The sequence below is a fragment of the Pseudomonas umsongensis genome (genome assembly GCF_002236105.1).
Lineage (GTDB): Bacteria > Pseudomonadota > Gammaproteobacteria > Pseudomonadales > Pseudomonadaceae > Aquipseudomonas > Aquipseudomonas umsongensis.
Window position 1 is genome coordinate 26,623 of sequence record NZ_NIWU01000004.1, and the last position, 24,058, is coordinate 50,680.

Here is a 24,058-nt window from a genome sequence, read left to right on the forward strand (position 1 = left end):
CATTCTGCCGTTGGTAGTCCTTGATGCGCCTGAAACTGCTAACCAATCTCAATACCCTTCTTTTAGTTGCCGTCTGCGTAGCGCTTGGCGCCACACTCTGGTGGTCGCAAAAAGCCCTCGAACGCCCCTATCTATTAATGGAGCGCTACCTGGGCTTGTCCCAGCAATTCCAGAGTGACGTGGCGCGCAACATCGAGGATTACCTCGCCAGTGGCGATGCGCTGCGCTTGAGCAGCGCCAGCCAGGCCATCGACAAACTGCACAAGGAACTCGGCGAATTTCCACCGGCCCTGGCTGAAACCTTGCAGCCGAGCCTGACGAACCTGGATGAATTCAGCAAAACCGATCTGCTGGCCGCCGGCAAGCTCGCCGCTGACCCACAGGCCCTGCTCCTGCAAGCCGAACGCGAGTTGGGGGCCAGCCTTGATCAACTCAGCCAGTACGCCAGTGGCAACGCGAGCTACCTGACTCCGCTGCTCAGCGCCTCCCAGCACTTGGGCAAACTGTCACTGGCCCGGGACAAATTGGTCAGCAGCGGCCGCAGCGAACTGGCCGCCGATGTCGAGCGCGAAATCACCAACATCCGCGCACAGGCCGAACAGCTGGATGCCCTGCCGTTATTGGGCGTGGCGGCCAGCAGTGAATCGAACACCGATGATTTCGCCGCGATGATGGGCTTGGAGAACACCGAGAAAGCCGCCGCCGAAGACGCCGGCGTGGGGATCAAGCGTGAGCTCAACAGCCTGCTCGGCCGCTACCCTGCGGAACTTTCGCGCACCCGCGAGCAAATCCACAAACGCGCCGAACTCAGTGCCGCGACGCACCTGAAAATCGCCGCCGTGCAACAAGCCATCGCCGGGCTGGAGCCGGTGGTACGCGCCCAACACGGGGAGATCCAGAGTGAGGTGCGATTGATACAAGGGGTAATGATCGGCTTGATCCTGTTGATCGCCCTGCTGATCGACACCCTGCAACGACGCCTGGCCCGGACCCTGACCAACCTCGCACCAGCCTTGTCGACCTGGGCGGAAGGCGACTTCAGCCGGGACATCCAACTGGGTAACACCAATCGCGAACTGCATGACATCGAAGCCTCGCTCAACCGCTTGCGCGCCTACCTGGTGGACCTGGTGGGGACCATTCGTCGCAACGCCGAACAGGTCGCCGGCAGCAGTCGAACCCTGGCGGAACTGAGCAATGACCTGCACAGCGGCGCCGAACACCAGGCCGGCGACACGGCAATGATTCGAGACTCCCTTGGCGAACTGGAGGCGACCATCCAGCAAGTCGCCGGCGACGCCAGCCAGGCCGCCGAGGCCAGTCGCCATGCTGGCCAGGCGGTCGAACATGGCCAGAAAGTCATTGGCCTGAGTCTTACCGGCCTGCATGCCCTGGTAGGAGAAGTGCAAGGCAATGCGCAGATGATCGAGCACCTGGCTGAAGAGTCCGCGACCATCGGTGGCGTGCTGACGGTGATCCGCTCGATTGCCGACCAGACGAATCTGCTGGCGTTGAACGCCGCCATCGAAGCGGCCCGGGCCGGTGAGATGGGCCGTGGCTTTGCTGTAGTGGCCGAAGAAGTGCGCTCGCTGGCACAACGCACCGCTGGGGCCACGGCCGAAATCCAGAGCCTGATCGCCGGCCTGCAAACCGCGGCGCGCCAATCGGTCGAAGGCATGCGCGCGCAGGTCGAGCATGCCGAAGCCACCGCCAACCAGGCGCAGGCGGCGGACGGTGCGCTGGATAGAATCGTCGGGGCAATCCAGACCATTTCCGATACCGCGGTACGCATCGCCGATGTCACTGCCCAGCAGAGCGGTGCCGTCAGTGAAATCCGCGATCACAGCGAGCGTATTCACCAGTTGGGTGGGGACAATTTGCTGCGTATCGGCCAGGGGCGTGAGCAGGGGGAGAATTTGATGGTGTTGGGTGGGCGCTTGCACACTGCCGTTCAGGCCTTCCGCGTCTGACTGCCCCCTCCTGATCGTTCCCATGCTCTGCGTGGGAACGATCACCTTGTCTCGCGCACTCGGCTATCATCCCCCCAATTCCGATACGCGAGATCGTCATGCGCCGTTTGCTTTACCTGCTGCTTTTAGTACTCGCCCTGCCTGCCACCGCCGGCGGTTTGCTGGAGAGTCGCCCCAGTTCGACCCTGGGCTCGATCAATAACAGTGCCGATTTCTTGCCGGTGCGCGAAGCCTTTCAGTTGAGCCTGGTAGAAAGCACGCCGCAATCGATCAAACTGCGCTTCGTCGCCACCGAGGGTTATTACCTTTACCGGCATCGTTACCAGTTCCGCGCCGACCCGGCCGATGTCACCCTCGGCCCGGCGCAATTGCCCAAGGGCGAACAAAAGCACGATGAGTACTTCGGCGATGTCGAGGTTTACCGTGGCGTACTCGATGTAGAACTGCCGCGCACCGATCAACGCGCCTTCACGTTGATCGTGACCTACCAGGGCTGCGCCGACAAAGGCCTGTGCTATCCACCGGAAACCGAGCGCCTGGGCATCGACGGCAACGGCCCGACGACAACCCACGCCTGGAACTGGCGCGAGCTGGCGCTATTTTTCCTGGCGGGCCTGGGACTGACTTTTACCCCGTGCGTGCTGCCAATGCTGCCAATCCTTTCCGGCGTGGTGTTGCGTGGCCAAGTCGGCGGCTGGCGTGGTTTCAACCTGTCGTTGGCCTATGTGCTGCCGATGGCCGCCTGTTTTGCATTGTTGGGCGCGCTCATGGGCTTGTTCGGCGCCCAACTGAATCTGCAGGCACGCTTGCAATCGGCCTGGGTGCTGGTGCCGTTCGCAATGTTTTTTGCGCTGTTTGCCCTGGCGATGTTTGGCGTTTTCGAACTCAAGTTGCCGCACGCCATCAGCAGTCGACTGGACCGTATTGCCGGCCGCACCGAAGGCGGTTCGCTGTGGGGCGCCGCGGTATTGGGCGTGGTTTCCAGCCTGTTGGTTTCGCCCTGTGTCTCCGCGCCGTTGGCCGGTGCGCTGCTGTATATCAGCGCCAGCGGCGATGCGCTGGGCGGCGGCCTGAAACTGTTCATGCTCGGCCTGGGCATGGGCGCACCGCTTTTGCTGGTGGCCACCGGTGGTGCCACCTGGTTGCCGAAAAGCGGACCGTGGCTGATCTACGTGAAAAACGCGATTGGCGTGTTGTTGCTGGGCCTGGCGATTGCCCTGCTCAGCCGAGTGCTGCCGGGGCAAATCACCTTGCTGCTGATCGGCCTGCTGGCCGCTGGCGTCGGGTTGTTCCTCGGGGCACTGGAGTTCGTCTACAAACCGCCGCGAAAACGCCTGGGCCAATTGCTCGGAATGTTCCTGCTGTTTTATGCGCTGGCCTGTTGGTACGGCGGTTTTAGCGGCCAGATCGATCCGTTCAACCCAATCGGCCAGTCATCCGTGGTGGTTGGCGAGGTGTCTACGCAAAAAAATAGCGCCTGGCAAACCGTCACCACCGCGACAGACCTCGACCGGGTGCTCGCCGAAGCCCGGGCGTCCGGCACGCCGGTACTGCTCGACTGGTACGCCGACTGGTGCATCAGCTGCAAAGTCATCGAACACCAGGTGCTTGACGATGCGATCGTCATCGAACGCCTGAAGGGTTATCGGCTGATCCGCTTTGACATCACGGCCAGCAACGCCGAACAACGCGCCCTCCTCGACCGCTACCAACTGTTCGGCCCTCCAGCCTTGATGTTTTTCGGCAAGGACGGTGTCGAACGTGTCGATGTGCGGGTTATCGGCGAGATCACTGCCAGGGATTTCGCCGATCGTGTCGCCAAGGCGAATGACCGGATTTAATCAGGCAGTCATATATCTCGCGCAAACATCGGTCATCGTGCTGCCTATTGCAGAGAACTGGACAGTCACAAAGGCTTTGCGGCATAGTCGCCGGGTTCTGACAAATGCACACGGATAACCAAGGAACAGCCGATGGCGACGCTACTTGTATTGCACGGACCCAACCTGAACCTGCTCGGCACCCGCGAACCGGGCACCTATGGCGCTACCACGCTGGCGCAGATCAACCAGGACCTGGAGCGCCGCGCCCGCGAAGCCGGCCATCATTTGCTGCACCTGCAAAGCAATGCCGAGTACGAATTGATCGACCGCATCCATGCCGCCCGCAGCGAAGGCGTGGACTTCATTCTGATCAATCCAGCAGCTTTTACGCATACAAGTGTCGCATTACGTGACGCGCTGCTGGCGGTGAGCATCCCATTCATCGAAGTGCATTTGTCTAACGTGCACAAACGCGAACCTTTCCGCCATCACTCTTACTTCTCCGACGTAGCGGTGGGAGTGATCTGCGGCCTTGGCGCCAGCGGTTACCGACTGGCCCTGGAGGCCGCCCTAGAGCAGCTTGAAAGACCGGCAACAGCTTGAACAACAAGCGTTAAGCGCCCCTGACCGACCCTTGGGAGTTGATGATTCATGGATATCCGTAAAGTTAAGAAACTGATCGAATTGCTGGAAGAGTCCGGCATCGACGAGCTCGAGATCAAGGAAGGCGAAGAGTCCGTACGCATCAGCCGTCATAGCAAGACCCCGGCCCAGCAGTACTACGCGCCGGCTCCTATGCCTGCTCCGGCTGCCGCGCCTGTCGCTGCCGCCGCTCCGGCTGCTGCTGCCGCACCTGCGGCTGCCGCCGCGCCAGCACTGAACGGCACTGTTGCCCGTTCGCCGATGGTCGGTACGTTCTACCGCAAGTCTTCGCCAACCTCGCCGTCCTTCGTGGAAGTCGGCCAGACCGTGAAGAAAGGCGACACCCTGTGCATCGTTGAAGCCATGAAGATGATGAACCACATCGAAGCTGAAACCAGCGGTGTGATCGAATCCATCCTCGTCGAAGACGGCCAGCCGGTTGAGTACGACCAACCGCTGTTCACCATCGTTTGAACCGCGGAGCGCCTTTGATGACTGCGAAGTTGGAAAAAGTTCTGATCGCCAACCGCGGTGAGATTGCACTGCGGATTCTGCGCGCCTGCAAAGAGATGGGCATCAAGACCGTCGCCGTTTATTCCAAGGCGGACAAGGAACTGATGCACCTGGGCCTGGCAGACGAATCCGTCTGCATCGGTCCGGCATCGGCGGCCCACTCTTACCTGCACATCCCGGCCATCATCGCCGCGGCCGAAGTGACTGGCGCCACCGCCATTCACCCGGGCTACGGTTTCCTTGCAGAAAACGCTGATTTTGCTGAGCAGGTCGAGAACTCCGGCTTCGCCTTCATCGGCCCGAAAGCTGAAACCATCCGCCTGATGGGCGACAAGGTTTCGGCCAAGCACGCGATGATCGCCGCCGGCGTTCCAACCGTTCCGGGCTCCGACGGCCCGCTGCCGGAAGACGAAGAAACCGCCCTGCGCATTGGTCGCGAAGTCGGTTATCCGGTGATCATCAAGGCCGCCGGCGGCGGCGGTGGTCGCGGCATGCGCGTGGTACACAAGGAAGAAGACCTGATTTCCTCGGCGAAACTGACCCGCTCCGAAGCGGGCGCAGCGTTCGGCAACCCGATGGTCTACCTGGAAAAGTTCCTGACTAACCCCCGTCACGTGGAAGTTCAGGTTCTGTCCGACGGCCAGGGCCAGGCTATCCATCTGGGCGACCGCGACTGCTCGCTGCAACGCCGTCACCAGAAGGTGCTTGAAGAGGCGCCGGCACCGGGCATCGACGAACAGGCTCGCCAGGAAGTTCTCGCCCGCTGCGTCAAGGCGTGCATCGACATCGGTTACCGTGGTGCAGGCACTTTCGAGTTCCTGTACGAGAACGGCCGCTTCTACTTCATCGAGATGAACACTCGTGTCCAGGTAGAGCACCCGGTTTCGGAAATGGTCACTGGCATCGACATCGTCAAGGAGATGCTCAGCATCGCCGCCGGCAACAAGCTGTCGTTCACCCAGGATGACGTGGTCATCCGCGGTCACGCGCTGGAATGCCGGATCAACGCCGAAGACCCGAAGACCTTCATGCCAAGCCCTGGCACGGTCAAGCATTTCCACGCACCAGGCGGCAATGGCGTTCGCGTCGATTCGCACCTGTACAGTGGTTATGCCGTTCCGCCGAACTACGATTCGTTGATCGGCAAGCTGATCACCTACGGCGCAACCCGTGACGAAGCCATGGCGCGCATGCGCAATGCGCTGGACGAGATCGTGGTCGACGGGATCAAGACCAACATCCCGCTGCACCGCGACCTGACCCGCGATGCTGGTTTCTGCGAAGGGGGCGTGAACATTCACTACCTCGAGCACAAGCTGGCTGGCGAGAAGCACTAAGCTTCGACCCGATCAACAAAGCCGCCTTCGGGCGGCTTTGTTGTTTCTGGACATTTCATCCGAACCACAACACATTCCCTGTTGGAGCGAGCCTGCTCGCGAAGAGGCCAGCACATTCAACATCAATGCTGACTGGCATGCCGTCTTCGCGAGCAGGCTCGCTCCCACAGGGCATGCATTGATGCTTGGGACCAAGCCACTCCCACAAAACCTCCGCGCTCGCGTAAACTTGCGCGCTTCTCGCAGACCGCTAGGCTGCAATCAATATTTTTCAAAGGTGCCCGCCATGCCTTGGCTGCAAGTCCGTCTCGCCATCAGCCCAGAACAAGCCGAAACCTACGAAGACGCGTTCCTTGAAGTGGGCGCCGTGTCGGTGACTTTCATGGACGCCGAAGACCAGCCGATCTTCGAGCCCGAACTCAACACCACGCCGCTGTGGTCCCACACTCACCTGCTGGCGCTGTTCGAAGGCGGCACCGAGCCAGGCCCGGTCCTGGCCCACCTTGAGTTGCTGACTGGCAGCCCGCTGCCCGAGCATCACAGCGAAGTCATCGAAGATCAGGACTGGGAGCGCAGCTGGATGGATAACTTCCAGCCCATGCGTTTCGGTCAGCGCCTGTGGATCGTGCCGAGCTGGCACGCAGCTCCCGAGCCAGACGCCGTGAACCTGTTGCTGGATCCGGGCCTGGCCTTCGGCACCGGCACTCACCCGACCACCGCCTTGTGCCTGGAATGGCTCGACGGTCAGGACCTCAAAGACTGCAACGTGCTGGACTTCGGCTGCGGTTCGGGGATTCTGGCGATTGCCGCGCTGCTGCTGGGCGCCAAGCAGGCCGTGGGCACCGATATCGACGTGCAGGCGCTGGAAGCCTCTCGTGACAACGCCGGGCGCAACGGCATCGCAGACGAGCTGTTCCCGCTGTACCTGCCTGAAGATCTGCCGCAGGTTCAGGCCGATGTGCTGGTGGCCAATATTCTGGCCGGACCGCTGGTTTCGCTGGCGCCGCAGTTGTCGGGCCTGGTCCGGCAGGGCGGTCGCCTGGCGCTTTCGGGCATTCTTGCCGAGCAAGGCGATGAAGTGGCCGCAGCCTATGCCAAGGATTTCGATCTGGACCCGATCGCCAATCGCGATGGCTGGGTGCGCATCACTGGCCGTCGGCGCTAGAATGGACGCCTGCATCTACCGGATCGCCGCATGACCGACAGCTTCGTCACCCAGTGCCCGCATTGCCAAACCAGCTTCCGCGTCAACCATGCCCAGTTGAGCGTGGCGCGCGGGGTTGTTCGTTGTGGCTCATGCTTGCAGGTGTTCAACGCCGCCAAGCAACTGCTGGAGCAGGCCGGCAAGGAAGCACCCGCGCCGACGCCAGCCCCATTGGAAACCGTCGAACCGCCGCCGCAGCGCGCCATCAGCCAGAAACAATGGAGCGCTGCCGAGCTGGATCTGGACAGTCTCGACCTGGACGAAGAACTCGCCCGGCTTGAACAGCGGGAAATCCAGCCGACCACCGAGTTCGGCCGACACCGCGAAGACACGCTCAGCGCTCGCCGCGATAGCGCCGAGCACGACGAAGCCCCATGGCCCGACAGCCTGTTCAGCGAATCGGCTGCCGATCGCGCCCAAGCGGCCGACACGCTTGACGCGCTTGACGTGCTTGATACACCGCAGCCACCGAACGAACCGTCGCGTACTGAACCGTCGCTATCACTGGAACCGGTGGATCTGGACGACGAACCGCAGCCCCCGCAGCTGCGCCTGAACGATCCGCTCGTCGCCCCGGTACATCACGAACGCATGACGGCGACCGCAGAGATCGATGACGACCTGCCTTCGATCGAGCCGCCGCGCAAGCGTCGCGAACGCAGCGAACCAGGGGTTCGTGCCGAAGTACTGCAGGACCTGACCGACGATCCGCTGCAACTGGATTGGCAGAAACGTCGCTCACCATGGGGTCGTCGACTGTTTTGGCTGTTGTTGATCCTGCTGGGGGCCGGCGCACTCGCAGGCCAATACGTCGCCTACCATTTCGACGAACTGGCGCGCCAGGACCAGTACCGCCCCTGGTTCCAGCAACTGTGCCCGCAAATCGGCTGCACGGTGCCCTCCAAGGTCGACATCGCGAAAATCAAGAGCAGCAACCTGGTGGTCCGCAGCCATCCTGAGTTCAGCGGCGCCCTGGTGGTCGATGCGATCATCTATAACCGCGCACCATTCTCGCAGCCTTTCCCGCTGCTGGAGCTACGCTTTGCCGATCTCAACGGCCACCTGATTGCCAGCCGCCGCTTCAAACCCGGCGAATACCTCAATGGCGATCTTGAAGGCAAGGTGGAAATGCCTCCGCAAACGCCAATCCACATCGCCCTCGACATCCTCGATCCTGGTGCCAAGGCGGTAAATTACAGCCTGAGTTTCCACTCGCCCGAGTGAAACGCTTCACTGACCGACAATTGACGACGACTTCCTGTCTTTGCCCGCCCGGACCAAACCGCTGGCAATAACAGAATAACTGTTCAGATTTTGTTCAATTCAGCCTTTATCCAGTCATCGAGAGCGGGTATCATGCCAACCCTTTTTCGAACTCTCATGATCCGGCCCCACACCAGGGAAGTCCTATGTCGGCGGTACGCATCGGTCCATATACATTACACAACGGCTTGATTCTCGCCCCGATGGCGGGCGTCACCGACCAACCCTTTCGCCAGCTGTGCAAGCGATTGGGCGCGGGGCTGGTCGTCTCGGAGATGGTCACCAGCGACATGAGTCTGTGGAACACCCGCAAGTCGCGCATGCGCATGATCCATGCAGGTGATCCCGAGCCACGCTCGGTGCAGATCGCCGGTGGTGACGCACAGATGCTGGCGGATGCCGCCCGGGCGAACGTCGAGCTGGGCGCACAGATTATTGATATCAACATGGGTTGTCCGGCCAAGAAAGTCTGCAACAAGGCAGCAGGCTCGGCACTGTTGAAAGATGAAGCATTGGTAACCGAGATCCTGCAGGCCGTGGTGGCCGCGGTCGATGTGCCGGTTACCCTGAAGATCCGGACCGGTTGGGACCGGGACAACAAGAACGGCCTGACGGTGGCGAAGATCGCTGAACAGGCAGGCATTACGGCCCTGGCGGTGCATGGACGCACCCGTGCCGACCTGTATACCGGTGAAGCCGAGTACGACACCATTGCCGCGATCAAGCAGGCGGTGTCGATGCCGGTCTTCGCCAATGGCGATATCGATTCGCCAGAAAAGGCCCGGTACGTGCTCGACGCGACGGGCGCCGATGGCCTGTTGGTAGGCCGGGCTGCCCAGGGGCGGCCATGGATTTTTCGCGAGATCGACCATTTCCTGCGTACCGGCGAGAAGCTCCCGGCGCTGGACCTGATCGAGGTGGAACGCATCCTGCTAGAGCATCTGGCTGCGCTGCACGCCTTCTATGGAGACGTGATGGGCGTACGCATTGCTCGAAAGCATGTGGGCTGGTATCTCGCAACCTTGCCGGGCGCCAGGGAGTTTCGCGCCCACTTCAATCGTTTGGATGGTACGGAAGCACAATGCGCCAACGTTCGGGAGTTCTTTGCCGGGCGTTACAAGAGCCTGACAGGGGACGGAGAGTGGGTGGCCGCATGACGATGATGACCGAGACTTTAGTGAGTGGAACAACGCCCGTGAGCGACAACGTGAATTTGAAACAGCACCTCAATACACCAAGCGAAGAAGGCCAGACCCTTCGCGGGAGTGTCGAGAAGGCGCTGCACAATTATTTCGCCCACCTTGAGGGCGCTGCCGTCACGGATGTGTACAACCTGGTGCTCTCCGAAGTCGAGGCTCCCCTGCTCGAGTGCGTGATGAACTACGTCAAGGGCAACCAGACCAAGGCCAGCGAAATGCTCGGACTGAACCGGGGCACGCTGCGCAAGAAACTCAAGCAGTACGATTTGCTGTAAGCATTCAATCAAACCAGAAAGGCGCCCGCGTAAGACCGGTCGCCTTTTTTGCTGACTCCTTTGCTTTTGATGGAAATTGAGATGACCGACCAGACTACCCGCCTGCCGATCCGCCGCGCCTTGATCAGTGTTTCCGACAAGACCGGGATCCTCGAATTTGCCAAGGAGCTTGAAGCCCTGGGTGTCGAGATCCTTTCCACCGGCGGGACGTTCAAGCTGCTGCAGGACAACGGCGTTGCCGCAGTGGAAGTCGCGGATTACACCGGCTTCGCCGAAATGATGGACGGCCGGGTGAAAACCCTGCACCCGAAAATCCACGGCGGGATCCTCGGTCGTCGCGGTATCGACGACGCCATCATGAACGAGCACGGCATCAAGCCGATCGACCTGGTAGCGGTCAACCTGTACCCATTCGAAGCAACGATCTCCAAACCAGGTTGCGACCTGCCGACTGCCATCGAGAACATCGACATCGGCGGCCCGACCATGGTTCGTTCGGCAGCCAAGAACCACAAGGACGTGGCCATCGTGGTCAACGCCAGCGATTACACCAGCGTCCTGGAAAACCTCAAGGCCGGCGGCCTGACCTACGCCCAGCGTTTCGACCTGATGCTCAAGGCCTTCGAACATACCGCCGCCTACGACGGCATGATCGCCAACTACATGGGCACCGTGAACCAGGCTGCTGAGACCCTCAGCACGGAAGGTCGCAGCGAATTCCCGCGCACCTTCAACAGCCAGTTCATCAAGGCCCAGGAAATGCGCTACGGCGAGAACCCGCACCAGAGCGCGGCGTTCTACGTTGAAGCCAAGCCTGCCGAAGTCGGCATCGCCACCGCGACCCAGCTGCAAGGCAAAGAGCTGTCCTACAACAACGTGGCCGATACCGATGCCGCGCTGGAGTGCGTGAAGAGCTTCGTCAAGCCAGCCTGCGTGATCGTCAAGCACGCCAACCCGTGCGGCGTGGCCGTCAGCCCGGACGCCGAAGGCGGCATCCGCAAGGCTTACGACCTGGCCTACGCTACTGACACCGAATCGGCATTCGGCGGCATCATTGCCTTCAACCGCGAACTGGACGCCGAGACCGCCAAGGCCATCGTCGAGCGTCAGTTCGTCGAAGTGATCATTGCCCCGAGCGTCAGCGAAGAAGCCCGCGCCATCGTCGCCGCCAAGGCCAACGTGCGCCTGCTGGCCTGTGGCGAGTGGTCGGCCGATCGCGCTGCTGCCTGGGACTACAAGCGCGTCAACGGTGGCCTGCTGGTGCAGAGCCGCGACATCGGCATGATCAGCGCCGATGACCTGAAGGTCGTGACCAAGCGTGCGCCGACCGAACAGGAAATCCATGACCTGATCTTTGCCTGGAAAGTTGCCAAGTACGTCAAGTCCAACGCCATCGTCTACGCCAAGAACCGTCAGACCATCGGTGTCGGCGCTGGCCAGATGAGCCGTGTGAACTCTGCGCGCATTGCTGCGATCAAGGCTGAACATGCTGGCTTGCAGGTAGCTGGCTCGGTAATGGCTTCCGATGCATTTTTCCCGTTCCGCGACGGCCTGGACAATGCGGCCAAGGTCGGTATCACGGCGGTGATCCAGCCAGGTGGCTCGATGCGTGATGCTGAAGTGATTGCTGCGGCGGATGAAGCCGGCATCGCCATGGTGTTCACCGGCATGCGCCACTTCCGTCACTAATCAGACAACGGCCGCACTGAAACCGGCATCTGCTGCGTTGGAGGCTATCTTGATGATGCTCATTGCCAAAAGGCAACTCCGCTCATCAAGGTAGCCTCCGCCTTGCATCTACCGGTTTCATTGCGACCTCCTACAGCGTAAAGCGCTTTAGGTTCTAAAACAGAATTAGCGTCATCCGAGGTTTTTGAAATGAATGTTTTGATCATTGGCAGCGGTGGCCGTGAACACGCCCTAGCCTGGAAAGTCGCTCAGGATCCTCGAGTGCAGAAGGTGTTCGTGGCACCGGGCAACGCCGGTACTGCCATCGAAGCCAAATGCGAGAACGTCGCCATTGACGTACTGGCCCTTGAGCAACTGGCGGACTTTGCCGAGAAAAACGTTTCCCTGACCATCGTTGGCCCGGAAGTACCGCTGGTCGCAGGTGTTGTGGATCTGTTCCGCAGCCGCGGCCTGGACTGCTTCGGTCCGACCGCAGGCGCTGCTCAGCTTGAAGGTTCGAAAGCCTTCACAAAGGACTTCCTGGCTCGTCACAAGATCCCGACCGCCGACTACCAGAACTTCACCGAGATCGAGCCAGCCCTGGCTTATCTGCGTGAAAAAGGTGCGCCGATCGTGATCAAGGCCGATGGCCTGGCTGCCGGCAAAGGCGTGATCGTCGCCATGACCCTGGCCGAAGCCGAAGACGCCGTGCGTGACATGCTGGCAGGCAATGCCTTCGGCGACGCCGGTTCGCGCGTGGTGATCGAAGAGTTCCTCGACGGCGAGGAAGCCAGCTTCATCGTCATGGTCGACGGCAAGAACGTCCTGCCGATGGCCACCAGCCAGGACCACAAGCGCGTCGGCGACGGCGACACTGGTCCGAACACGGGCGGCATGGGTGCCTACTCCCCTGCCCCGGTTGTCACCAGCGAAGTACACAAGCGCGTCATGGACCTGGTGATCTGGCCGACCGTGCGCGGCATGGCCGAGGAAGGCAATGTCTACACCGGTTTCCTGTATGCGGGCTTGATGATCGACAAGGCCGGCAACCCGAAGGTCATCGAATTCAACTGCCGTTTCGGTGACCCGGAGACCCAACCCGTCATGCTGCGCTTGCAGTCGAGCCTGGTATTGCTGGTCGAAGCAGCCTTGGCGCAGGCGCTGGACAAGGTCGAAGCGCAATGGGATCCACGTCCGAGCGTCGGCATCGTCCTGGCCGCTGGCGGCTATCCTGGTGACTACGCCAAGGGTGTGGCCATCAATGGCCTGGATGCGGCGGCGGCACTGGACGGCAAAGTCTTTCACGCCGGTACCGCGCTCAAGGACGGTCAAGTCGTGACCGCTGGTGGCCGGGTGCTTTGCGCCACGGCCATGGGCGCCAGCGTCGATGAGGCGCAACAACAGGCTTACAAACTGGCGGCCAAAATCGATTGGGAAGGCTGTTTTTATCGCAAGGACATTGGCTACCGCGCCATTGCCCGCGAGCGCGGCGAACAGGAATAAGGCAACAATTGCGACAGGCAGGGGCTTACCCCCCTTGCCTGGCTATTCCGGCGCCGCGCATAGTTATATTCTGGCATTAACCTACGAAGGGATTTCGCCGTGCGCTGGCTCAGGATTGCCATAAGTCTAACCGTCACGTTGCTGACCTTGCTCTGCATGCTCCCGGCCCAAGCCGCGCAAGGCAGTGGTTGGGCGGTATTGCTCGACGAACAGGGTGACCTGCAGCTGAGCGACATCCGCTCCGCCCGCTACACCAACCAATTCAGCCCCATCGAACTCGACCACCTTATGGCGGCCGAGCCCGACGGTGCGCTGTGGCTGCGTTTCCGGCTCGCACCGGGCAAGCATGAACAATTGCTGCGGGTGTTCGCGCCCGATCTGTTGCACTTCAACATGTATGTGCTGGACGGCGACAAGCTGATTGACCAGTCACATACAGGCAACGAACAACCCCTGGCGGACCGTCCCTTGCCCAGCAGCGACTTCATGCTGCCGCTGCCGCAAAGCGACAAGCCCCTGGACGTCTACCTGCGACTGGTTTCCGAACACCAGTTGCGACCCTACATCACCTTGCAATCGGCGGTCATTACCGCAGCCAACCAGAACCAGACGCTGATCTATGGATTGCTACTGGGCTGCATCGGCATGCTGATCCTGCACAACCTCCTCCGCTATGCCTATACGCGTTCGACCAGCAGTGTCTGGTTGGCGGTTTGCGAAGCCTTGTTGGGGCTCAGCCTGGTGCTGTTGCTGAACCTGGCGGGACCCTGGATCACGGACTGGCAGGCCGTGCAGACGCCCGGCGCCTACCTCGCCTTGCTGCTGACGGCCCCCAGCGGCCTGATATTCGCTTATCGCTTCTTCAAGCCCCTCGGACCGCATCCGCTGAACAAGCTGATCGTGGGCGACATCCTGTTCATCATGATCTGCAGCCTGCTGCTGCTGTTCGTCAACACGCTGCCACTGAACATCATCACCTACGCCCTGGTCGCCCTGGCGGGCCTGACCATGCTGTTTGTCAGCACCTATCACTGGCAAAAAGGCTATCGCCCGGCGCGACTGTTCGTGGCGGCCATGGTGGTGTTCAACCTGGGCACCCTGATCATCCTGCCCGCCTTGCTGGGGCTGACCCTGATCGAACCCCATGACCTGATCACCACCCTGCTGGTGTTCATCTGCATCAGTGGCCTGTTGATGAGCATCGCCCTGAGCGAACGCCAGCGCAGCATCACCGAAGCGCGTTTCAGCATCAGTCGTGACCTGGCGGCCAGCAACGCCGAGATCAATGCCAAGGCCGAGTTCCTGGCGAAAATCAGCCACGAGATCCGCACCCCGATGAATGGTGTGCTGGGCATGACCGAGTTGCTGCTGGGCACGCCACTGTCGGTCAAGCAGCGCGACTATGTGCAGACCATCCATAGCGCAGGCAACGAACTGCTGACGTTGATCAACGAAATTCTCGACATTTCCAAACTCGAGTCCGGTCAGATCGAACTGGACGATGTGCAGTTCGACCTCAACGCACTGATCGAAGACTGCCTGAGCATCTTCCGCGCCAAGGCCGAGCAGCAGAACGTCGAACTGATCAGCTTCATTCAGCCACAAGTACCGCGCGTCATCAGCGGTGATCCGACGCGCCTGCGCCAGACATTGCTGAGCCTGCTGGAAAACGCGCTGAAGAAAACCGACGAAGGCGAGATCCTGATCGTCGTCGCCCTCGACGAACGCAGCAGCCATCCACGCTTGCGCATCGCCGTGCAGGACAGCGGCGAACCGATGGACGTCGAAGAGCGCGACGCGCTGATGCAGGCTGAACTGCACAGCAAGCATTTCCTCTCTACCAACCACCTGGGCGGTAATCTGGGGCTGGTGATCGCCCGTCAGTTGATCCGCTTGATGCAAGGTGAATTCGGCATCAAGAGTGGTAACAGCCAGGGGAGTACCTTGTGGCTGACCTTGCCCCTGGACCCGGACCGACTGGAGCATCCAACCTGCGACCTCGATGGCCCCCTGCAGGGTGCACGGGTGTTGGTGGTGGATGACAACGACACCTGCCGCAAAGTGCTGGTGCAGCAATGCAGCGCCTGGGGCCTGAACGTGAGCGCGGCACCGTCGGGCAAGGAGGCATTGGCGCTGTTGCGCACCAAGGCGCACCTGCGTGACTACTTCGATGTGGTCCTGCTGGATCAGAACATGCCTGGCATGACCGGCATGCAACTGGCCGCCAAGATCAAGGAAGACCCGAGCCTGAACCATGACATCCTGCTGATCATGCTGACCGGCATCAGCAATGCGCCGAGCAAGATCATCGCGCGCAATTCGGGGATCAAACGCATCCTTGCCAAACCGGTGGCCGGCTATACGCTCAAGACGACCCTGGCCGATGAACTGACCCAGCGCAACAAAGGGCTGGCGGTGCCGCAACACCTGCCATCCGGTCCGCCTCTGCCGATCAAGGTACCCAGCGATTTCCGCATTCTGGTCGCTGAAGACAACAGCATTTCGACCAAGGTCATCCGCGGCATGCTGGGCAAGCTCAATCTGCAACCGGACACCGCCAGCAACGGCGAAGAAGCCTTGGTGGCCATGAAGGCGCATCGCTACGACCTGGTCCTGATGGATTGCGAAATGCCGATCCTCGACGGTTTTTCGGCGACCCAGCAACTGCGCGCCTGGGAAGTAGGCAATCAAAGATCCCGCACCCCGGTAGTAGCGTTGACCGCGCACATCCTCGCTGAGCATAAGGAGCGTGCACGCCAGGCTGGCATGGATGGGCATATGGCCAAACCAGTTGAGCTCTCGCAGTTGCGCGAATTGATCGAACACTGGGTTGCCCAGCGCGATCAGCAGAACCGCGCGACGACGCCTACGTCCTGAGCCGACAGACTCCACGGCGCCTGTTAGACTCCCCTCGACTTCCTCCCACCAGTGAGCCTGCCCCATGCTCCACGTGTTGTTCAGCGTTTACCTGAAGATGTTGGTGCTCTATAGCCCATTCTTCGTGTTGTCCTGCTTCATCAGCCTGACCCGCGGTTATTCGCGCAAGGAACAACGCCGACTGGCGTGGAAGGTGGCCATCGCCACGCTGGTCTCCAGCGTCCTGCTGTATCTGTTCGGACGCGTGATTTTCAGCGTATTCGGCATCACCGTGGATGCCTTCCGGATCGGCGCCGGCAGCGTGCTGTTCATCTCGGCGCTGGGGATGGCGCAAGGCAAGTCGGCGGTGCAGACCGATAATGTGCAGCAGGACGTGACCATCGTCCCCTTGACCATTCCGCTGACCGTCGGCCCCGGCACCATTGGCGCCCTGCTGGTGATGGGCGTTAGTCAGCCGCACTGGGACGATAAGCTCACGGCTATCGTCAGTATTGCCCTGGCCAGCTTCACCGTCGGCGTGGTGCTGTACCTGTCCAACCGTATCGAACGCATTCTAGGCGACCAGGGCTTGCAGATCGTCAGCCGGCTGATGGGCTTGTTCGTGTGTGCGTTGGCGGCGCAGATCATCTTTACCGGGGTGAAGGGGTATTTGGTGCCCTGATTGCACAAGGCACCTGCCAGGACCTGCTAAATCGTCAGGCTCGCGATCTCGAGATGTTCCGACTGCCGCCGTGCACCTAACCACTGCACGGTATCCGCCCTGTACTCGCCATAGATGCCTGCATTGAAACGAGCGGTGTAAAAATAGGCATTCACCGCGCCATGCAGATCACTGAAAGCAAACTCACGCCCCGTGAATAGCCTGCCGACTGATCCGCGGGTATCAAAAAAAACCGAAGCGCTATTCAAGGACCCACGTTCATTGACCACACCAATGCACGCCCTGATGCGCTTCATCCCCTTCACATTCAGCGCTGCCTGTTGGCGGAAGATCTGCTCCAGGTTCATTTTGTCCGGCAACGCGGCGACCTTATCCAGCACTGCCAGTAAAACAGTCGCCTGCTCACTATCCAGATTGTTTTCAAAGACCGTCGCAAACGCCTCTCTCAACGAGAACGTCTTTTCGGCCATGGATGTAAACGTACCGGTCGTCACATTTTGCCGATCGTAGACCCAGCCACACTCATACAAGATACTTTTGTAAGCCTCGAACCAATCCAGGCCGTTCGGCTCGTCAGGAAATTCTTCATCGGCAGCAAGCTGAGTAAAAAGCAAAGCATCAATCACATCTTGTTTTGTGGCGAACGACAATTCTTTTGATAAAGCCAGCATGCAACATCCATTGATGTAAATCGAATAGTCCATATGTCTATATCCATCGTGCAAACCAGAGGCAAACGCCTCTGGCCAAGGCTGGCTATCTTTTACTTCCTGTGCCGCGCAAATCGTTTGCTGCGCATCTCTTTGCGCCGCAAGCCAAGGACAGACTCAATATCATCTTTTACTTCAGCATAGGCAAAAGGATTAAAGGTGAGATAATTCGAACCCTGGTAAATATCAACATTAGTGACTTTGAGATCAAAGAAAAGGACCTCACCACCGAACGTATTGCTTTCATGATTAATAGACGAAAAAGAAACAATAATGAGACCATTATTCGCTTGCTCACACGGCAATATGGCCAGCTTCACACCTTTTGCTGTCACTACATCGTAATTGAATAACTTGACTGTATCAGGTTCCTTTTCCAAAGCCGTCAAGGTGGAGTCTGCCACGGCACTCAACACCGTTGCACCGGGAATGGCGGCTACTGCCGCAGCAATCCCTGCCTGGACAATGGACGTGACGACATTTTTCATCGTCCCCGAGCCAGACTGCTTTTTGTATTCCAGGCTCGCATGGATGGGAACAGAACATCCCATGTCCAACATGCAATTGATAAATGCTCGATGCCAGGCCGCAGGGTTCGGATCATTTTTAGTTTCGTGATCAGCTTCCAGCTTCGAAAAACTGATGAGGTTTTCGATAATCATCATGTTCTCGAGCGAAATACCATCGCCGTAACCGATGAGAGAATTACCTAAAACCAAAGCATCCAGTTCCTTGGTAGGACTCGACGCCGCCAAATCAGCGGAACCCACCAGACCTCTTGCACGGGGAGCGTTAACCAACAGTGCCTTGGCCCTGGCAATACGCGCCTTTCCCAAATCCGTGCAACCCTTGAGAGCGCTTGTATCTTCAAAACTTTCCATATTCAACATTCCTTTAAGTTCGTCTACAGCCCTCCTGGGCGTATTAACGAATCTAACCCACCCCCTCACCGAGCAACAAACCCAATTAAATGACCATATATGTAAAGCCGGCACCACCCCGCGAACAGACGGATTATTCGAGCGAAACGACCCGAATAATCCGACCTATATGACCGCGACTTGTCTAGTTGATATCGACCAACTTGTCACCGTAGCTACGTGGCGTGTACACCCACAACGATCCCTGAGGCCGAGCAAATACGCGAGTCGTGGATGAGCCAATCAACACCATGGTTCGCATGTCGACTTGATCCGGCGTCAATTGACCGAGTGTCGTGACCCGCAACGTCTGCCCCGGGCGCCCTACATCGCGTCCCAACACGACGGGTGTGTCAGCAGCACGATGCAGCGCGACGATTTCCAGTGCACGCCCCAACTGCCAAGGCCGGGAACGTGAGATCGGGTTATAGAAAGCCATCGCCAGGTCGGCTTGCGCCGCAAGGTCCAGGCGCTTCTCGATGATGTCCCAAGGCTTGAGGTTGTCCGAAAGCGACAGTACGCAGAAATCATGCCCCAACGGGGCGCCTGCCTGGGCAGCCGTTGCCAGCGATGCCGAAACGCCCGGAAGGATTTCCAGATCAACGTTGTGCCACGCTGGATCGCGGGACTCATGCAGAGCCTCGAGTACCGCTGCGGCCATGGCAAAGACACCGGGGTCCCCGGAAGATACGACCACTACGCAGCGACCCTGCGCCGCAAGCTCAAAGGCGTGGCGGGCACGCTGCATTTCTTCACGGTTGTCGGTGCAGTGCAGGACCTGATCCGCACGGAACGGTCCCGCCATGCGCACATAGGTTTCATAACCGAGAACGTCATTGGCGCGGGCCAGTTCCGCCTTGACCGCAGGCACCATCAGATCGGCGGCGCCGGGGCCGAGACCGATCACCGCCAGGCGACCGCGAGGACGGCCAATCGACGAGGGGTCCAAAGGCTGCTTGGCAACTGCGATGGCAACGGCCTCATCGCCAAACACGGAAACAGGCTGTTCGATGGCGTTACGCATCAGGTTACTGGCCGCGCCAACATCATCGACAAAACGTAGCGGCACACCCAACTCAAGCGCCGCTTCACGCAGTGTTGGACTCGACATTTCACTATCGGCAGCCAGCAGGCAGGCCAACGACTGCACGGCGATTTTTGCCTGATGCAAAGCCTCGCGAACTGTACCGGGAACATCAACCACGCCAGCACCGACCGCGACCAACACGTTGCGTGGATAAATCAGCAGCTCATTGGCAGCCGGCGTACGCTCGGCATGACCGACGTGAACGGCCAGCCGCGCTTGCGGGTTTTCCGGTAACTGCGCCTGCACTAACCAAGGCGCGGCCCCTTCGATTCGCACCGACTCACCGGCGAGCAAATCGGAAACGAAGCGTTTGCCCAGCTCAAGATCACCCAAGGCATAACCGCTGGGTGGATTCAGCAGGCAGGTACCAAAACGCAATTCGCCACTGGTGGTGATCGCCGCTGAAACGTCCAGTGCCGCAGCAACCTCCCGCGCCAACACGTTCACGCCAGCCAAACCACCGAGCAGCGGCACCACGGCGCTCCCGTCTTCGGCGACGGCGAGCACGGGTGGCTCGGCCCCCTTCTCCATTAGCAACGGCGCCAGGGTGCGAATGACGATACCGGCTGCGCACAGGGCGATGATCGGCGTGTCTTGTTGATAAAGCTCACGCAATGTCGCACCGAACTCGCGGTAAGTGCGATCGGCACCGACGACGCGTTCGTCCAGGCCGTGGATCAAGGCGCCGGGGTACAGCCGTTGAATGCTGCGCGCGGTGGCGAGGCTGCCATTGCCGAGAATGACAATGGCCGGAGCTGGACGAGTCATCAGCCTTGCCACCTTTCACCGGGAACGATGATCAGCGAGAAGTACGGCGACGACATAGGCTCGACCTGATCCAGCGGCACGATCTTCTGGTTGGCCATGGTCGCACGCTCCACATACAGCGCTCGCTCGGCCAATCCGAGTTCTTCCAGCACCTGACGGACTTTCGGGAAGTTACGGCCCAGTTTCATGATCACTGCCGCATCGGCGTCAGCCAGGCGACGCTTGAGATCCTCGTGAGGCAGCACGCCGGACAGCACCGACAGGCTCTGGTTGCGATACACCAACGGCGCGCCCAGTACCGAAGCACCGCCGAGCATGGAGCAGACACCCGGCACCACTTCGGCCTCATACCGTTGCGCCAGCCGATCGTGCAGGTACATGTAGGAGCCGTAGAAAAACGGATCGCCCTCGCAGATCACTGCCACGTCACGACCCGCATCGAGATGCGCGGCCAGCTCTTCACCGGCCGCATCGTAGAAATCGCTGATCACTTGCTCGTAGGACAGTGGTGCCGGCAACGCTTCGGTGGTCACCGGGTACACCAGTGGCAACAAGGTTTGGGCGTCCTGCAAATGCGCTTCGATGATGCCGAAAGCGTTGCCCTTCTTACCCTTGGCGACGAAGTACGCCACTACCGGCGATTCGCGCAGCAGGCGCAGCGCCTTGACCGTAATCAGTTCCGGGTCACCCGGCCCCACGCCAAGGCCGATCAAACGTCCAGGTTGCTGCATCATTCGATCTCCGTGGCGAGGGCGTTGACGGCGGCGGCGGCCATGGCGCTACCGCCCAGCCGACCTTGCATGATAACGAACGGCACGCCACGACTGTCGGCGGCCAGTGCTGCCTTGGATTCGGCGGCGCCAACGAAGCCCACGGGGAAACCAAGGATCAACGCCGGTTTGGGCGCACCGGCGTCGAGCATTTCAAGCAGGTAAAACAGCGCTGTCGGCGCGTTACCGATCACCACGACACTGCCTTCCAGATGAGGACGCCACAGTTCCAGTGCCGCGGCGGAACGGGTGTTGCCCAGTTCACGCGCCAGCTGTGGAACGCTTTCATCTCGCAGGGTGCAGATGACCGGGTTGTTCGCTGGCAAACGCGCACGGGTTATGCCCTCGGACACCATCCGCGCATCACACAGAATCGGCGCGCCGGCGGCCAGCGCATCGCGCCCGGCCTTGCCCGCGCCCGTGGAAAACTGCAGGCCATCGATAGCATCGACCATGCCGCAAGCATGTATCACACGGACTGCGAGTTTTTCCAGATCGGCCGGAATGCGTTCGAGGTTGGCCTCGGCCCGGATGATCGCGAAGGAATTGCGATAGATCTCCTGACCGTCGCGGATGTAATCAAGCATCAAGGGGGCTCCGTGAGCGGGCATCGAGCAAGGCCGCGACCGCTTCAATAGTAAGATTGCGAGCGTGCAGCGCGCCGAAACCCGGCTGCGCGGCATCGCGAAAATAGAGGTCGTAGTGACCAGGGCGCGTCGCCAACAATGTGACGGGCGCCGTGTGCGCGCACGCGCAGGAGCGCGAACAGCCAGACAAGTGAACCTGCGCCTGTGCGGATTGATCACGCAGCCGTTCGGCCAGTTGCCGCGCGTCGTCCTTGGTATCCGCCAAGCCTTTGCCGCAACCGGCCGATCCGGTGCAGGCCACCAGATGGGCCAGGGTCTGATCGGCGTCGACCAGATAACCCAATGCCTGCAATTGTTGACGCAGGGCTGGTGAATCTTCATGGCGAATATTTGGCAGCAACAGGCTTTGCCAAGGGGTCAGGCGCAGGCTGGCATCTCCAAACGCCTCGGCCAGATGAGCCGCCCCCTTGAGCATCGTCGGGTCCAGTCGCCCCAGCGCAGGCACCGCGCCGACATAGACAAGGCCTTCCTGACGCTGCGGATGACTGCCGATGTGCAAACGCGCAGTTGCAGTCGAGCGCTGCCATGGCTCCATGGCAAACAAGGGCACGCGCCCGGCCAGCCGTTGCAACAGTGAATCCAGCGAATGCTCAGTCAGCAGATGTCGCATCCGCGTCTGATCCGGCCGTGCAAGTTCGAGAAACAACTCCAACACCGCCATCACCAACGCATGTCCGTCACGCAGCAATACCGCTGCCAACGGCGCATCGGTGGGGCACCCCGCCAGACCGAAGGCCAGCACAGGCTCGCCATTTCGATCAGCCGCACTCAGCCAGAGGTCATGGGGATGCTCGAGCATTGCCAAGGCTTCACCACCATCCAGTTGCACGGCGAACTTGGCCGATAACTCATGGAAGCGCGCATGGGTTTGCAAGCTGTCGAGAATGTCTCGGGCCAAGGGCCTGCTGTCGATCAGCATGTGCCGGTCAATGCCGGCGCTTGGGCTGAGCATCAGATTGCGCACATCATCGCCAGCGACGTTGACCGGCCCCAACCCGACAGCCAGCAGCCTCTCGATCAACGCGGTGGACTGCTGGCCAATTCCGCGAATTTGCAGATTGGCGCGGTTGGTCGCCTCTATCACGCCACCGGCATAGCGTTCGGCGGCATCAGCCACCGCCACGGCCTGATCTGCACGAATAGCCCCGCCGGCAAGTTTGATCCGACAAATACCGCCATCCAGCGCCTGCACGACACGCAACAAACCGGGACAGGCCGATGGGCGCAAGGGACTGGATGTCTGAGGTGAATTCACGGGGATGACCGGCAACGGGACGAAGGGGCGCATTATGCCTGCTTTGTCCGGCGGGATGAAAAAGCTCAAGTGGATTGACGACGAAGCGCGCTCGCCCAAAGGTCAACGGTCGCTCGCCTGAAGTCTGAAACGCCCACCGGCACTTGCGTTTCAAAGACAACTGCGCAGTGTATTTAACAGCCAGTAGCAGTTCTTCAAGCCAACGTTATTTTAGCCGCAGGCAGGCTGCTGTACTTTCTCCACCAGGAAGACCACTTCCTCCACTAAAATTTTATTCAAGGACTGAATATGAACAGTAGGAACTTCTCCGGCGTATTGACCGGTCCCACTCTGCTTTCAAGCATTGAGGACATATCACTTGCGGATCATGACGACCTGACCCACTGCACACAGATCGCCACCCAATCCGCCGACACGGCCTGCAGTCGCTTTGTCGATTCGACAAAGTGGCTGAATGAATATATGACGACGCTGAGTTTCCTGGGGTGGTCTGTCTTCCAGGATGCAATCTTTACCCGCACCCGTCACGATGTCTTGAGAAACGTTGCGGATTTCCTGGTCGAGAGCGCCGGGAAGATGCCCGACAGCCGACAAGGTAACGCGATGATCGACACGCTCGACGCCCTGAAACCCGACAAACCCGCGTTGCTCTCTCTGGACCAGGAGAGTCTCCGGGGTCGACACTTTCAGGTTATTCCCGTCCGCTATGACGCCAAGGGCTGTCTGGAAATAGCGGTTTTCAATCTTGAATTGGTAGCGTCTACCAATGAAAGTAACTTCCTGTACGTCGAATCGGAAAAGCGCTCCGCCACGATCATCCAGCAACGAGCCTATCTCAAACTGGATAAAAGAATACTTGGAACAAAAAGAACGCTTATTGATAAAAAGCGTCGCGAGATCAAAATGAAGAGATTCGATCTGCTAAAAAACAACCCTTAAGCGAAGCAGATTAAATCCCCATCATTT

General features: G+C 59.9%; 19 protein-coding genes and 1 pseudogene. 14 read left to right on the forward strand and 6 right to left on the reverse strand.

The annotated features are described in order from the left end of the window. Positions 1-1,463 precede the first annotated feature (1,463 nt). The 13 genes and pseudogenes from PSUM_RS32655 to PSUM_RS20030 form a co-directional block, all read left to right on the forward strand. Positions 1,464-1,970, forward strand: a pseudogene (locus PSUM_RS32655) (methyl-accepting chemotaxis protein); the annotation flags it as partial. Between the two features lie 98 nt (positions 1,971-2,068). Beyond that, entirely contained in the window at positions 2,069-3,811 is a 1,743-nt protein-coding gene (locus PSUM_RS19970) for a protein-disulfide reductase DsbD (RefSeq protein WP_083350077.1), read from the forward strand. A 132-nt stretch (positions 3,812-3,943) separates the two neighbouring features. After that, entirely contained in the window at positions 3,944-4,396 is a 453-nt protein-coding gene (gene aroQ / locus PSUM_RS19975) for a type II 3-dehydroquinate dehydratase (RefSeq protein ID WP_020797556.1), read from the forward strand. A 48-nt stretch (positions 4,397-4,444) separates the two neighbouring features. Further along, positions 4,445-4,909 carry an acetyl-CoA carboxylase biotin carboxyl carrier protein gene (gene accB, locus PSUM_RS19980; RefSeq protein WP_007971363.1) on the forward strand — a complete coding sequence of 155 codons (465 nt, stop codon included), beginning with the start codon at positions 4,445-4,447 and terminating at the stop codon, positions 4,907-4,909. Positions 4,910-4,926: 17 nt separating this feature from the next. After that, the gene (gene accC / locus PSUM_RS19985) at positions 4,927-6,285 is read left to right on the forward strand and encodes an acetyl-CoA carboxylase biotin carboxylase subunit (RefSeq protein ID WP_020797557.1); all 1,359 of its coding nucleotides are present in this window, start codon (positions 4,927-4,929) and stop codon (positions 6,283-6,285) included. A gap of 286 nt (positions 6,286-6,571) precedes the next feature. Then, a complete protein-coding gene (gene prmA, locus PSUM_RS19995) occupies positions 6,572-7,450 on the forward strand; it encodes a 50S ribosomal protein L11 methyltransferase (RefSeq protein ID WP_020797558.1) in 879 nt (292 codons plus the stop codon). A 30-nt stretch (positions 7,451-7,480) separates the two neighbouring features. After that, positions 7,481-8,713, forward strand: coding sequence for a DUF3426 domain-containing protein (locus PSUM_RS20000; RefSeq protein ID WP_020797559.1), 1,233 nt, complete (start codon positions 7,481-7,483; stop codon positions 8,711-8,713). 185 nt (positions 8,714-8,898) lie between these two features. Then, a complete protein-coding gene (dusB, locus tag PSUM_RS20005) occupies positions 8,899-9,909 on the forward strand; it encodes a tRNA dihydrouridine synthase DusB (RefSeq protein ID WP_020797560.1) in 1,011 nt (336 codons plus the stop codon). Further along, entirely contained in the window at positions 9,906-10,226 is a 321-nt protein-coding gene (gene fis / locus PSUM_RS20010) for a DNA-binding transcriptional regulator Fis (RefSeq protein WP_015093301.1), read from the forward strand. The genes dusB and fis overlap by 4 nt, the downstream gene beginning before the upstream one ends. Positions 10,227-10,307: 81 nt before the next feature. Further along, on the forward strand, positions 10,308-11,915 hold the full coding sequence (purH, locus tag PSUM_RS20015; RefSeq protein ID WP_083350076.1) for a bifunctional phosphoribosylaminoimidazolecarboxamide formyltransferase/IMP cyclohydrolase: 1,608 nt from the start codon (positions 10,308-10,310) through the stop codon (positions 11,913-11,915). A 189-nt stretch (positions 11,916-12,104) separates the two neighbouring features. Next, positions 12,105-13,397, forward strand: a complete 1,293-nt coding sequence (gene purD / locus PSUM_RS20020) for a phosphoribosylamine--glycine ligase (protein ID WP_020797562.1) — start codon at positions 12,105-12,107, stop codon at positions 13,395-13,397. Positions 13,398-13,496: 99 nt separating this feature from the next. Beyond that, positions 13,497-16,274, forward strand: a complete 2,778-nt coding sequence (locus PSUM_RS20025; protein ID WP_083350075.1) for a hybrid sensor histidine kinase/response regulator — start codon at positions 13,497-13,499, stop codon at positions 16,272-16,274. 64 nt (positions 16,275-16,338) lie between these two features. After that, complete coding sequence (locus PSUM_RS20030; RefSeq protein ID WP_008058841.1) at positions 16,339-16,935, forward strand: MarC family protein; 597 nt, start codon at positions 16,339-16,341, stop codon at positions 16,933-16,935. A gap of 26 nt (positions 16,936-16,961) precedes the next feature. Here PSUM_RS20030 and PSUM_RS20035 read toward each other — a convergent pair whose 3' ends face one another. From PSUM_RS20035 to cobG, 6 genes are all read right to left on the reverse strand, one after another. After that, the gene (locus PSUM_RS20035) at positions 16,962-17,639 is read right to left on the reverse strand and encodes a hypothetical protein (protein ID WP_020797564.1); all 678 of its coding nucleotides are present in this window, start codon (positions 17,637-17,639) and stop codon (positions 16,962-16,964) included. Between the two features lie 59 nt (positions 17,640-17,698). Further along, positions 17,699-18,526 (reverse strand): hypothetical protein, encoded by an 828-nt coding sequence (locus PSUM_RS20040; protein ID WP_020797565.1) that lies wholly within the window; start codon positions 18,524-18,526, stop codon positions 17,699-17,701. 184 nt (positions 18,527-18,710) lie between these two features. Then, entirely contained in the window at positions 18,711-20,420 is a 1,710-nt protein-coding gene (cobJ, locus tag PSUM_RS20045) for a precorrin-3B C(17)-methyltransferase (protein ID WP_020797566.1), read from the reverse strand. Continuing rightward, the gene (locus PSUM_RS20050) at positions 20,420-21,151 is read right to left on the reverse strand and encodes a precorrin-2 C(20)-methyltransferase (protein WP_033043996.1); all 732 of its coding nucleotides are present in this window, start codon (positions 21,149-21,151) and stop codon (positions 20,420-20,422) included. Before PSUM_RS20050 ends, cobJ begins: the two co-directional genes overlap by 1 nt. Further along, on the reverse strand, positions 21,151-21,777 hold the full coding sequence (locus PSUM_RS20055; protein ID WP_020797568.1) for a precorrin-8X methylmutase: 627 nt from the start codon (positions 21,775-21,777) through the stop codon (positions 21,151-21,153). The genes PSUM_RS20050 and PSUM_RS20055 overlap by 1 nt, the downstream gene beginning before the upstream one ends. Then, positions 21,770-23,125: a precorrin-3B synthase gene (gene cobG, locus PSUM_RS20060; protein ID WP_052024685.1), complete on the reverse strand. Its 1,356-nt coding sequence runs from the start codon at positions 23,123-23,125 to the stop codon at positions 21,770-21,772. The genes PSUM_RS20055 and cobG overlap by 8 nt, the downstream gene beginning before the upstream one ends. A gap of 255 nt (positions 23,126-23,380) precedes the next feature. Here cobG and PSUM_RS20065 point away from each other — a divergent pair, with 255 nt between their 5' ends. Beyond that, on the forward strand, positions 23,381-24,031 hold the full coding sequence (locus PSUM_RS20065) for a hypothetical protein (protein WP_020797571.1): 651 nt from the start codon (positions 23,381-23,383) through the stop codon (positions 24,029-24,031). The last annotated feature ends 27 nt before the right edge of the window (positions 24,032-24,058 follow it).